The organism is Clostridium sp. Marseille-P7770, from assembly GCF_902143525.1.
Lineage (GTDB): Bacteria > Bacillota > Clostridia > Lachnospirales > Lachnospiraceae > Pilosibacter.
In genome coordinates, this window is sequence record NZ_CABFVC010000005.1 from 160,722 (window position 1) to 172,848 (window position 12,127).

The window sequence follows — 12,127 nt, forward strand, 5'->3', positions numbered from 1 at the left end:
AATTACGTGTTTTTCTGAAAACCACCTCGACGCAAATGGTCAAACCTCGACCTAATTGGTTCGGAAGCATCGAGGTGAAAGGAGTACTGTCGTTATGATGCATATTGCTATTGTGGAAGATTTCGTTTTCGATCAGAAGCATCTGATTAATTTAATACAGAAGAATTTTGAGAAACATGGAGAAATGGCTGATTTTACCTGCTATGAGAGCGGTGAAGCATTCTTAGAGGCTTTCCGCCCCGGTCTTTTCAATGCTGTATTTATGGATATCATGCTTGCAAAAAACGGTCTGAACGGGATTGAAACAGCCGAAAAGCTTCGAGCTGTTGCCGCGCGGATCCCTCTTATCTTTGTGAGCAATGAGCGGGATTATTCCCTTGAAGGATACCGGGTACATCCGCTCGACTACCTCTTAAAGCCGGTGGATGCGGACACACTGGCCTGGTGTCTCGATGAGATCCGCACTTTTCTGGCCGAACCGGCTTATATTGAGATTCAGGCTGTCCTTGGGCAGGGGCAGTCATCCTGCCAGCGGATTCTTCTGGATGATTTTTTATACGCGGAAACGCAGAATCACCGCCTGATCATCCACACGTTAAAAGGGGATGTTGCCACGCGCCTCTCTTTTTCGGATTTAATGGCGCTGCTGCCGAAGGGCGGACGTTTTTATATGAGCGGCCGCAGTCTCCTCCTCAATTTTTCACAGGTAATCTCTGTGGATGAGGATGGTTCTGTCCGTCTGAAAAACGGTTCCTGCCTTTTCTGCAGCCGTCGAAAGAAAAAAGAGACAAAAGAGGCATTTATGGCATACCTGTTTACCTGTATGCGGAAGGGAATGATTTCATAAAATATTTTGGACCAAAAGCCGGGAGTATCAAATAAAGAAAAAACTATCCTACGGAGGAGTAACCGATGAGTAATGCGGGCTTATTTCTACATACTACCATTAATTTTGATGAAGTTGCAGCGGCTTTAGATTATGGGCAAAGAACTTTAGATCATGCAACCTATTCAAAGGTAACGAACGCCTTTAAGAAAATGATATTTCACTGCCTTCTCTGGATCTTTATATCCATAATTATCTGTTGTGGCACTGTACTGTTAAGCCATCACATCCAGAATCTGAAGACAAATGAATTGCTGACAGCTTATAATGCAACGACTTTTAAAGGTGGAGTACGAACCAGTCCAACCACGGTAATGTATACAGAAGGCAGCTCCTATCAATATGATGTCTCCAAACTTGGATTAAATCTTGATACAGACTTTCCGCATCAGAGAAGATTAACCTTATTATTAGATGACCAAAACCAGCTGAAAGGCGTTATTTCTAATGATGATTCCAACAAAATAACCGATATATTCGCATTTGGACTTGTTTTCGGAATGATCGAGATAGCGGTGATCATGATCGTCTATGCATTTTTTATTCGTAAGCATACGTCTTATGGCAAAAAATGGTATGCCTTTATGAAATGGTTCGAAACCAGAGATAACACCCTGCTTGATATCATACGGGAATAATGCCATGCAAGATTTCTTTTACCTTAATTTCCTGTTACATAAAAACAGTCCCGGCATAGGCATACAGGCACTTCTGTCCATATCGCCGGAACTGTTTTTATTTTTACATGATCTTATTGCGTCAAAGTTCTCTTACTCTCTTACCAACAGAGACTTACCAGTCATCTTTTTCGGCTGTTCCCTTATTGCCCGCGCCAGCTGTCCGTGCCGTCCCAGCTTCCGTCTTCCTTATGTTTTGGTATTTTTTGAAAGTTGTTTCTAGCAGAGCCTGTGAAAGCAGGGGAGAGTGGATAAAAGTACGGAAACTCAAGGCTGACTTGAAAAAGTAAATTCCAGTGCAAAAGTAAATTCCACCGCTCTTTTAAAAGTTGCTTATAATCTAGTGATTTTTAAGAAGAAAAGCGGAATCTATGCTATAATACAAGTAATCTATGGCGAAATTTTCTGTTTTTCTGTATGGCAAACAAGCTGCTGGAGGTCGGTGTGCACGACTAAATTCCACCAGCCACATTTGAAAAATGTGAAAAGTTTACTTCCAGTCTGACAGCAGATTTCTTCATGGGTTAGTGGTTATAGCGGATCAGCTTAGGTGTTAAGATGACTTTGTCAGGGTCAATACGCCTAAGCTGAAATGCTTTTAAGACGTCTTCCCCAAAAGCCTCCAGGGCGACATCATACGGTGTACGCCCATTCAAACTCTCCCGCGGTGTTGAGTTGATGTGGCTGGTGATTAAATTCACATCCCATTGAGTCAGGAATTCAAAGGTAGTTCGTTTCGGCAGTATCATGCGGAGCATGGTGTGTGCCTGTTCAATGCCGCCTTTCTGTCCGCTTCTCATGGGATCACAGTAATAAATGTTGGTTCTCTGGATACCAGTAACACCGGTTTCGAGAGAATCAGGATCACCGAATTCAGCGCCTCTGTCGGTGAGTATATATTCAAACAGAGTCAGGAAATCGAAGGTACCAAAACGCTTTTCTAAATGGTCCAAAACGAGTCGTACAGATCCTTCCGTATTCCGGTTCATGAGGAACGCAAGAAACAGCTTTTCCCTTGTAAAAAAGAAGGTAAGCAGTGTTTTAGAGGAACCAACAGCGGAGTGGACGGTGTCCATCTCTACAAAAGATTCCAGGTGCAACTGTTGAAAATCAGCGTAAGTTCTGCCATTAAAGACACGGCGGTCAGATATCTGTGATTTATGGACTTTTCTGGGTTTAAACTTCACTTTACGTTTCAGATCAACGTTTCTGGCAGTCAGAAGTCCCATATCAAGGTAGTTGTAAACGCTGCGGACGGAAAGATTCAATTCCGGATGGTTTGCAACGATCTGGTAAGGAGACTGGCCCTGATCGATCAGAGGAGTGATGATCTTATCCTTTTTGTGGAGTTCCTGTCTGGTCATAGCGATTCCGGACCTGGAATCCTTGAGACACTCCCGGTATTTCCGGTCAGCGAACCTGGCATTGTAGGTATATTTGTGGGCAATCGTACAATGATTGATCTTTTTACTGCATCCATTGCAGACGTAGGGAGCCCGATCAAGTTTGCTGCAGCGTTCTTTTTGAAAATCCGGACAGGTCTGGTTACAGGTGGGACAGGAAGCACATTTAACGCCGCAAAAAAGGATCTTATTGCAGGCATTCGTTTTCTTACAACGGAAACGCTTGGTACAGAAGTTCTTCACATTAAGAAAAGTCCCTTTGTGAAACCAATCGGAGGCTCTTCTGGCCTTCACTTCTTTTGAAATCGTAGTAGGGTCCTTACAGAGAAAGCGGGCAATATCTTTAAAGGATGTACCCTTATCCAGTTCATTCTGGATATAGATACGATCCTCTATGGTGAGATGCTTCTGGTTGCCTGGGATATATTTACTCATAGTCAAACTCCTTCTACTGCTGTCAGAAGGACGATTAAAGTATCATATCAGTATGCATGAGTAAATATCAACTGTGCAAGAGTAAACTCCACCGCCCTTTGGAGAAGTGGAATTTAAATTTTCATTTTAGGACGGAAACTCAAGATGTATAAATCCTTGACATTTTTTTATTCAATGTTAGAATGACAAAAAAGAAGCGGGTTTTGCGACCGTACAGTATTATTACTCAAGCGGGTTGCTCGCTTCTTTTTTTGTGCGCAAAATATCATAAAGATACATTTTTCCATCTGCATCGTGCCGCACAAGCATTCTTGCTGAGAAAATATTATAGCGAATCAAGGTGCCATTTTCTTCGTAAACAGGCAGACCAAATCGTACATCATAACGATACCAACCATTTTTAGCTCTATTTCCATGTCTATCTCCATAATCTGGAAATTCTGATTTATTCTCTGCTATTTGTATTAATTCCTTAATTGCCTGTGCCGCGTTAGCTTTTGCCTTTGCATTTGCCCCCTTCAAACCACGAGCATCTTTTGCGTTTGCAAATTCATCAGGGAATTCTTTTCCAATATATATTTTTTCTGATGACTCTGCTATCTCGTAACACTCTCCAATATATTCTTGTGACATACTCCCACCACTTAGCTCACGCTTGAAGTGGGGGCTTCTCGTTCGATTGCCCCGTTGGGCAAAGCATTCACGAGCGATCCCCGTGTGTCCCACGGTTCTTTTGGACTGATATCTTTTTATGATGCTTTTTCGCTTTTTTCTAATATGATCCCGGATATTCTCAGCCCTTCCCGGCAGATATTGACCGCCGCATTTTCATCACGGTCCATTCGGTTTCCGCAGCTGCAAAGATATACCCGCTCTTCCAGTTTCAGATCATGTTTTATTTTTCCACAACAGCTGCATGTTCTGGAACTGGGATACCAGCGGTCGATGCGGACAAGCTTCTTCCCTTCCCGTTCCAGTTTATACTGCAAAAAATCTGTAAACATTCTCCAACCGTTGTCATGAACACTTTTTCCAAAATGATGTTCCCCACTCATCGTCTTCAGATCCAGATCTTCGATGCATACGATATCATAGAAATTGGTTATCTTTCTTGATTCTTTATGCAAATAATCTTTTCTCTGGTGAGCGATATGTGTATGGATCCGCGCCACTTTTTTCTGCTGTTTTTTATAACGATTGCTTTCTTTCCGGCAATGACTCAGTTTTCTCTGCGCTTTCGCCAGTTTTTCCTCGCTGTTTCTGAAATAGTGCGGATAACCTGCATGTTTTCCATTGGAATCTACATATAGTTCTTTCATGGAAAAATCGAGTCCGACGGCCTGCCTTATGTTCCTTGTTTCCACCGGCTTTTCTTCACAAAAATACAGAAGAGAAACATAATACCGCCCATCAGCTTCCAGACAGACGGATGCACCTTTCAAGCAGGCATCTTCCCGGATCTTACGATGCTGCCGGATCCGGATCCAGCCTGCCTTTGGGAGCTTCAGCTTCCCATCTTTTAACAGGATATTTCCATTGACACTGTTTGTGGTATAGCTTTTAACAGGATTCTTTTTTGACTTGAATTTTGGAAATCCAAACGATGGATCCCGGAAAAAGTTTTTATAAGCAGTCTGCAGATGCAGCTGGGCATTGCACAGAGCAAGACTGTCCACTTCTTTTAGCCATGGAAACTCTGCCTTATATTTTGCCGGAGTGACCTTCAGGTTTTTTCCGGTCTTTTCATAGCATTCCTTCTTTTCTGCCAGCATTCGGTTATATACAAACCTGACACATCCAAATGTTTTTGCAAACAGTTCCTGTTGTATTTTATTGGGATAGATCCGAAACCGGTATACTACGTTCATGTTTTTTCTCCCCCTGCGTCTCGATATACTGGCGGATCACTTCGATCGGAGCTCCGCCGGCACTCAGAAGACAGAAGCTCTGACTCCAGAACATTTCCTTCCAGAGCTTCTGCCGGATCTCCGGATACTCTTTTTTGATCAGACGGCTGCTGGCGCTTTTATAGGCATTGATAAATTTACTGAGTTCCGACTTCGGATGGGCACGGAACATGATATGGACATGGTCCTCATCGTGATTCCACTCTTCCAGGGTGATATGATATTTGGGCGCGATGCATTCAAAGATTTCTCGTGCGCGACCCGAGATCGGATCATTCAGGACCTTTTTCCGGTACTTTACGACCAGGATCAGATGATAATAGAGTAAAAATACTGAATGTGCATTATTGTCAAGTTCTCTCATATTTATCAGCCTTTCTTTCTATTTCGACTGATTTAATTATATCACAAATGAGATCATTTGTCTATTACATTTCAGAACGTTTGTTCTGCTTGATCTGCAATCTATTTTCCCTTTAGGCTTATTCATTGTATGCAGAATTGATGATATAGCACGACTGCAAAAATCAATATATGAGAAGTTTACAATACACAGCACAGCTATGTGCAATAATCTGATATTTACATGCCAACTATGGCACTATGCAAGAGATAGCAATTCATCTCACCACCTGTAGAGGTGGGAGAATTCTTGCTGATTCTTGTTAAAAGCTCCGTTCCTGTTCCGAAGGTACTGCGGATCCCCGGGATCCCAGGCCTCTGGTGAAGCGCCAGCGCCGCCGGGACATAGAGTGCCTCATCCACCTGTGCCTTCGCCGCCTGGGTCATACGGCGTCTCGTGTAGGTGGAGAGCGCCTCTAAGTAGCGCCTGGAACCTTCCGCGTAGAGGACACCCAGAGCCAGGGATGATTTTCCCGAACCAGAGACTCCGCCGATGGCGACGATCTTGTTTAAAGGAACGTCCACATCAATATTTTTCAAGTTATGGACCCGTGCGCCGCGGATCTTGATTTTTTCGATCATATTTTCTCCCTACTGCCCGTTCTTCGAATACATCACCTTCGCGCTGATCCCCTTGATCTTTCCAAGCTTCCCTGAAAGCGCACTGATCCGGTCAGACGGGGCGTCAACGATGACGCTGATGATGTTCACTTGTTTCTTCTCGTACGGAAGTCCCATTCTTCCGATAATATACGGGCTGTAATCGTGAAGGATCTGGTTGACCTCCCCCACAGCCTCTTTATTTTCTACAATAATTCCCACTACTGCGATTCTTGTTTCCTGTTCCATAACCTTCTCCTTTTGTCCTGCCGAAAATATTTCTTTTATCTTAATGTCAGAGAATTCTTTATGTCAAGTATACACTGTGAAATTGTTCTTATAACACATCTTTGGCACGCCAATGCCTTTTTATGTAACAGGGAATTCCCCGGAATTTCCTGTTACATAAAAATAGTCCCGGCATACAGACTCTTCTGTCCATATCGCCGGAACTGTTTTTATTTTCGCATGATCTTATCGCGCCAAAGTTCTCTTACTCTCTTACTAACAGAGACTTACCAGTCATCTCTTTCGGCTGTTCCATTCCCATAAGTTCAATCAGGGTCGGAGCGATATCTGCAAGGCAGCCGCCCTCTCTGAGGCCGTAGCCCTCGCCCGCGTTTACAAGAATGAACGGAACCGGGTTTGTTGTGTGAGCGGTCCACGGCTCGCCTGTCTTGTAGTCGATCAGCTGCTCTGCGTTTCCGTGGTCAGCGCAGATGAACATTACGCCGTCGACTTCCTTAATCGCCTCAACTGCTTTTCCGACGCACTCGTCGACAGCCTCGATGGCCTTGACCGCCGCGTTCTCAACGCCTGTGTGGCCTACCATATCCGGATTTGCGAAGTTTACGATAATAACATCATATTTTCCGGAGCGGATCGCGTCTGTCAGCTTCTCACAAACAGCCGGTGCGCTCATCTCCGGCTGAAGGTCATATGTTGCGACCTTCGGGGACTTCACGAGGATACGGTCCTCACCCGGATTCGGCTCCTCAACGCCGCCGTTGAAGAAGAAAGTAACGTGGGCATATTTCTCTGTCTCAGCAATTCTCGCCTGAGTCTTCCCGTGGGCAGCAAGGAACTCACCGAGAGTATTCTTGATCGTCTCTTTCTTGAATGCGACAAGTTTGTTCGGGATCGTCTCATCGTAATCAACAAAGCATACATAGGTGGTCTTGATCCTCTTCGCTCTCGCAAATCCTGTAAACTCGTCATCACAGAATGCGCGGGTCATCTCTCTTGCGCGGTCTGGACGGAAGTTGAAGAAGATCACGGAATCATTGTCCTTAATGGTTCCGATCGCATTTCCATCTTCTCCTGTCACGACAGCCGGAACAACGAACTCATCTGTCTTTCCGTCATCGTAGGATGCCTGGATCAGTTCCGTTGCGGATGTTCCCTTATTGCCCTCGCCCGCTGTCAGTGCCTTATACGCAAGCTCCACACGATCCCAGCGGTTATCACGGTCCATCGCATAATAACGTCCCATAACGGATGCCACCTTGCCGACGCCGAGCTCTTTCATCTTCTCCTCTAAAGCTGCGACAAAATCCTTTCCGGATGCCGGCGGAGTGTCACGGCCGTCTAAGAAGCAGTGAACGAATACCTTGTCGAGTCCGTTTCTCTTTGCGAGCTCTAAGAGTCCGTAGACATGTGTGATATGGCTGTGTACGCCGCCGTCGGATAAGAGTCCAAACAGGTGCAGCGCGGAGTTATTCTTCTTACAGTTCTCAACAGCTGCGAGGAACTCTTCGTTCTTGAAGAAATCGCCGTCCTGGATAGACTTTGTGATTCTTGTCAGTTCCTGGTAAACAATGCGGCCTGCGCCCATGTTCAGGTGACCTACCTCAGAGTTTCCCATCTGGCCCTCCGGAAGTCCGACAGCAAGTCCGCTGGCCTGGCCTTCCACAAACGGGCACTCCTTCATTAAGCGATCCATCACCGGCTTCTTCGCCTCATATACCGCATTTCCTTCATGTGTTTTATTCAGTCCGTAACCATCGAGGATCATTAACACTACTGGCTTTTTGCTCATGATTTTTTCTCCTTTATTGCGTGACTGCAGGAGCCCGCTCCAAACGGAAGCTTCCTGCCTTCTTTATAAATGCAATCATTTTCTGCGGTCAGAACGGAGCTTTCCGTCTAACGCTTTGATATTGGTACTATCATCGCAGAAACATCTATATTTTATACCAATTAGAACGTTCCTGCAACTGTTTTGGGGGGAGAAATTGTTATAAATTTATCAGTCTTGATCTGCACGATCCTCCCCGCCTTCTTTCTCTCCGGAATTTCCACTCCAGAAAACTCATGCCCGAAAAAAGGAGCTTCCTTCCAGGTGAGCATTCTATCCTACAGCGATTTCACAATTTTTTCACATCAAACACAATATTTCGACACATTTTTCCAGTATCCTATAAAGCGTAACAGGACAGCAAGCCTGGAACAAAATATACTTTTTCATACTTGACCGGCAGAGTATTCTGCCGGTCCCTCCCTTTTATTTTAAAAACATTTACAATATAAATCCCCTCTTTTAAGGCTGCCGCAGGATCGGAAATGCGGCAGTCTTTTTGAATGAAGGAAAAGACGTGCCCAAAATGATTTCTCATTTCTTCACACGCCTTTTCCTTTTGTGGGGTATTGAGGGTTTTTATATCAACTTCGCTCTCATCAGCGGCACCGGATACTTCGGCCGTCTGCCGGAGAGGAAATCATCGATCCCCTCCGCACATACAAGAGAAGATCTCGATGACGCCTCCTTCGTCGCTCCGCCGATATGCGGGGCTGTGAGGACATTGTCCATGGAGAGCAGCGGATTTTCCGGATCCAGCGGCTCTTTTGTGAGAACATCAAGTCCGGCTCCCGCAATCTTTCCAGCCTTTAACGCCTCGATCAGCGCTTCCTCATCGACAACCGCACCGCGGGAGGTGTTGATCAGGTAAGCGGTTGGCTTCATGAGGTCAAATTCCTTCGCGCCGACACTTTTCTCCGTCTCCGGTGTTGCAGGAATATGGAGCGAAACGTAATCTGCGTTCTTAAATACTTCTTCCCTGGATTCCACTCTCTGGATATAATCCGGAAGTTCTTTTGCGTATGGGTCAAAAGCGATGACCTTCATATCAAATCCGAATACCGCCTTTTTCGCCACACGTCCACCAATGTTTCCGACGCCTATAAGTCCCAGTGTCTTTCCGCCAAGTTCATGTTTCTCGATCTTCATCTTTGCAGTCATGTAGTCGGTCTTATAGAGCGCCTGAACCTTCTTAAAGTTCCTGGAACAATATAACATATAGAAAATCGCTGTCTCCGCAACAGAATTGCTGTTTGCCGTCGGCGCATAGAGGACCATGACGTTCTTCTCCTCAGCTGCCTTTAAATCCACGCCGTCAAAACCTGCGCCATGTCTTGCGATCACCTTTAAAGAATCGGCTGCATCCAGGATCTTCTTTGTGATTTTCGCAGTTCTCACAATCATCGCATCGCATCCCGGGATCTGGCGGATGATGTCATCCTCCGTGAAACCTTCCCCATCAATGATCTCATAACCTTTTTCTTCGAGATACTTTCTTCCGGATTCCATGATCGGCTGCGGTAATAAAATTCTGTATGCCATAATAATTTCCCCCTTGAGTTTTTTCTTTGCTCCTGTGTGGGAGCGATACGCTTTTCCGTTTTTTACTGTTACCTCTCACCGGCATTCCCTGCATGGATTGATGATCCGCCGTTTCCTTTTTCCATGTCTGTGAGCTGTAACCTTTTCTTTTGATAGCACGATTGTATCATATAGTTATTTTCTTGAATAAGTTTGGATTTTGATATAAAATATAAGCGAACGCTAATATTTTATAAGGTATGGCTGCCTACCTGCAGACTGTTTACCTGTCTCAAACCTCTGCCATATTTTTCATGCACATATTTTCAGAAAGAAAAATCAACGACCGACTGTCAGATATTGGAATCTCAGCAGTCGATATATTGGAAAGGAGACCTGCCTCATGAACCAGAATGATATCCGCATGTTCCTGACGATCGCAAAGACCGGTTCCCTAAACCAGGCCGCCGGCCACCTCTTCGTGACGCAGCCGGCTCTCAGCCAGCAATTAAAAGCCCTGGAGGCCGAACTCGGGACCACGCTCTTTCTCCGCAAACAGGGACAGCGAAACCTTACACTCACCGCGAGCGGACGCGGGTTCTACGAGATCGCCGTCAAGATGGACGCTCTTTTTCAGGAAAGTTCCCATGTCCGCTATATGGAAGACATGCGTTCCCTGTCGATCCACACGGTCGGGAGTCTGAACGCCCATCTCTTCCAGCCCCTGTACAAGCGCCTCTCTTCCATGACACCGCCGCTCTCCTTAAAGATCTTCACCGGCAAAACCCATATCATCTACCAGAGCATCTCCGACCACAGCTATGATATCGGCTTTGTCCATCGGAACCTTCACAGAAAGGATCTGGAGCTTCTCCCTGTCTTCCGCGAGAACATGGTCCTTGTCGGCGGGACGAATTTTCCGATTCCGGATGCGCCGATCTCCCCGCAGGAGCTGAATCCCGCCAGAGAGCTCCACTTTGTCTGGTCTCTCGAGTACAATGACTGGCATGATTACTGGTTCGGGACCGCGATCCCGCCCCATATCGACCTGGACCAGACCGCGATGGTAGAATTTCTTTTGAAGGATACCGATTACTGGGCGATCGTTCCGTCTTCGGTCTTCAGTATGTTCGTACATCCGGAAGCGCTTCATGTGATCCCCCTGCTGGATCCGCCGCCGTCGAGGACTTGCTATGCGATCTACCGGAAAGATCAGGATGTGATGCCGGACTCCCCGATCGGGATCTGCCTGAGGGAACTGCGCGAGCTGGTAGAGGAAAACCAGTGGATCGAGAAATTATGATTTCCTATCTGTTTGCCTGACTTATCGCGGAATATCACGAAAGCGGTGAGAGTTTTTCAACTTTTTTTGAATTGAATTTTCATGTTTCTTTTCATTTTTTCGGTTTCTGTGAACTTTCCGGGGATTTTTCTTCCTGATTGTAAGACGCGATGCCAATGCTCTTCAATCGCTGTTTTTCCTTATAAAATAAGGCTTTGTTGGGATTTCCCCGAACCCGGAAGATTCTCCGAAATAACTTTTTTTCAAAAAATTGAAATTTTTTCAAAAAAACGCTTGCATTTTTTTCAAGGTCATGCTATTATATACGAGTCGCTGGTGAACAGCACAAAACAAAAAGCCTTAAAGACATCGAGGCGTGGCTCAGTTTGGTAGAGCGCTGCGTTCGGGACGCAGAGGTCGCAAGTTCGAATCTTGTCGCCTCGATTCCGGCCTGTTGGTCAAGCGGTCAAGACGACGCCCTCTCACGGCGTAAACCCGGGTTCGATTCCCGGACAGGTCATGAAGCTGTATGGAATTCCATACAGCTTCTTTTTTTATGTCTATCATAGTTTTCATTAATACAAGAAAACCCCAGAGGTGGCAGCCTCTGGGGTTTTTGCGTCGCATGAGAAAAGTTCACCACATTTCTTAGCTGCCTACATCATATTCTATTTTTTTAAATGTCAATATGATATCAAAATCACCCATCCAAAGAGCTCCAGACCGAAACCTATTTCCATACGCTATGACTTATTTCAATTTTTTTCACAAATAATTCATGTTTTCTTCCCTCTTTTTGTTACAATTTATGCTATAATGTCAATAGACGAGTCATGGTGAAGTATCATGACTCTATTTACGCAAGAAAAAGCTGATCCGCTGCTTCTTTTGGACCGGTTTTTGCGCCACTGACCCGGCGGCGGCTGCCGCCTGTACC

Annotated in this window: 10 protein-coding genes, 2 tRNA genes and 1 pseudogene; 5 read left to right on the forward strand and 8 right to left on the reverse strand. The window is 45.4% G+C overall.

Annotated elements, in window-relative coordinates; all coding sequences use genetic code 11:
* The first annotated feature begins 94 nt into the window (after window positions 1-94).
* Window positions 95-847 (forward strand): LytR/AlgR family response regulator transcription factor, encoded by a 753-nt coding sequence (locus tag FN001_RS13420; RefSeq protein WP_142412180.1) that lies wholly within the window; start codon window positions 95-97, stop codon window positions 845-847.
* Window positions 848-912: 65 nt separating this feature from the next.
* Window positions 913-1,524 carry a hypothetical protein gene (locus tag FN001_RS13425; protein ID WP_142412181.1) on the forward strand — a complete coding sequence of 204 codons (612 nt, stop codon included), beginning with the start codon at window positions 913-915 and terminating at the stop codon, window positions 1,522-1,524.
* Between the two features lie 563 nt (window positions 1,525-2,087).
* Here the strand turns inward: FN001_RS13425 and FN001_RS13430 are convergent.
* The 8 genes and pseudogenes from FN001_RS13430 to FN001_RS13465 all read right to left on the reverse strand — a co-directional run bounded on the left by FN001_RS13430 (window position 2,088) and on the right by FN001_RS13465 (window position 9,929).
* Window positions 2,088-3,401 carry an IS30 family transposase gene (locus FN001_RS13430; RefSeq protein ID WP_142411495.1) on the reverse strand — a complete coding sequence of 438 codons (1,314 nt, stop codon included), beginning with the start codon at window positions 3,399-3,401 and terminating at the stop codon, window positions 2,088-2,090.
* 222 nt (window positions 3,402-3,623) lie between these two features.
* Window positions 3,624-4,034, reverse strand: a complete 411-nt coding sequence (locus FN001_RS13435) for a hypothetical protein (protein ID WP_118600347.1) — start codon at window positions 4,032-4,034, stop codon at window positions 3,624-3,626.
* Window positions 4,035-4,150: 116 nt separating this feature from the next.
* Window positions 4,151-5,269 carry an RNA-guided endonuclease TnpB family protein gene (locus FN001_RS13440; protein ID WP_142412182.1) on the reverse strand — a complete coding sequence of 373 codons (1,119 nt, stop codon included), beginning with the start codon at window positions 5,267-5,269 and terminating at the stop codon, window positions 4,151-4,153.
* Window positions 5,232-5,672, reverse strand: a complete 441-nt coding sequence (gene tnpA / locus FN001_RS13445) for an IS200/IS605 family transposase (protein ID WP_142412183.1) — start codon at window positions 5,670-5,672, stop codon at window positions 5,232-5,234. The genes FN001_RS13440 and tnpA overlap by 38 nt, the downstream gene beginning before the upstream one ends.
* A 293-nt stretch (window positions 5,673-5,965) precedes the next feature.
* Window positions 5,966-6,292 (reverse strand): annotated as a pseudogene (locus FN001_RS13450) (P-loop NTPase family protein); the annotation flags it as partial.
* A 9-nt stretch (window positions 6,293-6,301) separates the two neighbouring features.
* Window positions 6,302-6,559, reverse strand: coding sequence for a TM1266 family iron-only hydrogenase system putative regulator (locus FN001_RS13455; RefSeq protein WP_142412184.1), 258 nt, complete (start codon window positions 6,557-6,559; stop codon window positions 6,302-6,304).
* A 244-nt stretch (window positions 6,560-6,803) separates the two neighbouring features.
* Window positions 6,804-8,348, reverse strand: coding sequence for a 2,3-bisphosphoglycerate-independent phosphoglycerate mutase (gene gpmI / locus FN001_RS13460; RefSeq protein WP_118298632.1), 1,545 nt, complete (start codon window positions 8,346-8,348; stop codon window positions 6,804-6,806).
* Window positions 8,349-8,966: 618 nt separating this feature from the next.
* Window positions 8,967-9,929 (reverse strand): hydroxyacid dehydrogenase, encoded by a 963-nt coding sequence (locus tag FN001_RS13465; protein WP_142412185.1) that lies wholly within the window; start codon window positions 9,927-9,929, stop codon window positions 8,967-8,969.
* 382 nt (window positions 9,930-10,311) lie between these two features.
* On the opposite strand from FN001_RS13465, the gene FN001_RS13470 reads away from it, so the two are divergent.
* The 3 genes from FN001_RS13470 (at window position 10,312) to FN001_RS13480 (ending at window position 11,710) form a co-directional block, all read left to right on the forward strand.
* Complete coding sequence (locus FN001_RS13470; RefSeq protein ID WP_142412186.1) at window positions 10,312-11,211, forward strand: LysR family transcriptional regulator; 900 nt, start codon at window positions 10,312-10,314, stop codon at window positions 11,209-11,211.
* A gap of 349 nt (window positions 11,212-11,560) precedes the next feature.
* Window positions 11,561-11,634 (forward strand) — tRNA-Pro (locus FN001_RS13475).
* A gap of 4 nt (window positions 11,635-11,638) precedes the next feature.
* A tRNA-Glu gene (locus FN001_RS13480) sits at window positions 11,639-11,710 on the forward strand.
* Window positions 11,711-12,127 lie beyond the last annotated feature (417 nt).

What these genes read in the sequence shown, in the direction of transcription:
- FN001_RS13430 (WP_142411495.1), bottom strand. Translation starts at nt 3,401, where the DNA reads ATGAGTAAATATATCCCAGGCAACCAGAAGCATCTCACCATAGAGGAT.
- FN001_RS13465 (WP_142412185.1), bottom strand. Translation starts at nt 9,929, where the DNA reads ATGGCATACAGAATTTTATTACCGCAGCCGATCATGGAATCCGGAAGA.
- FN001_RS13440 (WP_142412182.1), bottom strand. Translation starts at nt 5,269, where the DNA reads ATGAACGTAGTATACCGGTTTCGGATCTATCCCAATAAAATACAACAG.
- tnpA (WP_142412183.1), bottom strand. Translation starts at nt 5,672, where the DNA reads ATGAGAGAACTTGACAATAATGCACATTCAGTATTTTTACTCTATTAT.
- FN001_RS13470 (WP_142412186.1), top strand. Translation starts at nt 10,312, where the DNA reads ATGAACCAGAATGATATCCGCATGTTCCTGACGATCGCAAAGACCGGT.
- gpmI (WP_118298632.1), bottom strand. Translation starts at nt 8,348, where the DNA reads ATGAGCAAAAAGCCAGTAGTGTTAATGATCCTCGATGGTTACGGACTG.
- FN001_RS13420 (WP_142412180.1), top strand. Translation starts at nt 95, where the DNA reads ATGATGCATATTGCTATTGTGGAAGATTTCGTTTTCGATCAGAAGCAT.
- FN001_RS13435 (WP_118600347.1), bottom strand. Translation starts at nt 4,034, where the DNA reads ATGTCACAAGAATATATTGGAGAGTGTTACGAGATAGCAGAGTCATCA.
- FN001_RS13425 (WP_142412181.1), top strand. Translation starts at nt 913, where the DNA reads ATGAGTAATGCGGGCTTATTTCTACATACTACCATTAATTTTGATGAA.
- FN001_RS13455 (WP_142412184.1), bottom strand. Translation starts at nt 6,559, where the DNA reads ATGGAACAGGAAACAAGAATCGCAGTAGTGGGAATTATTGTAGAAAAT.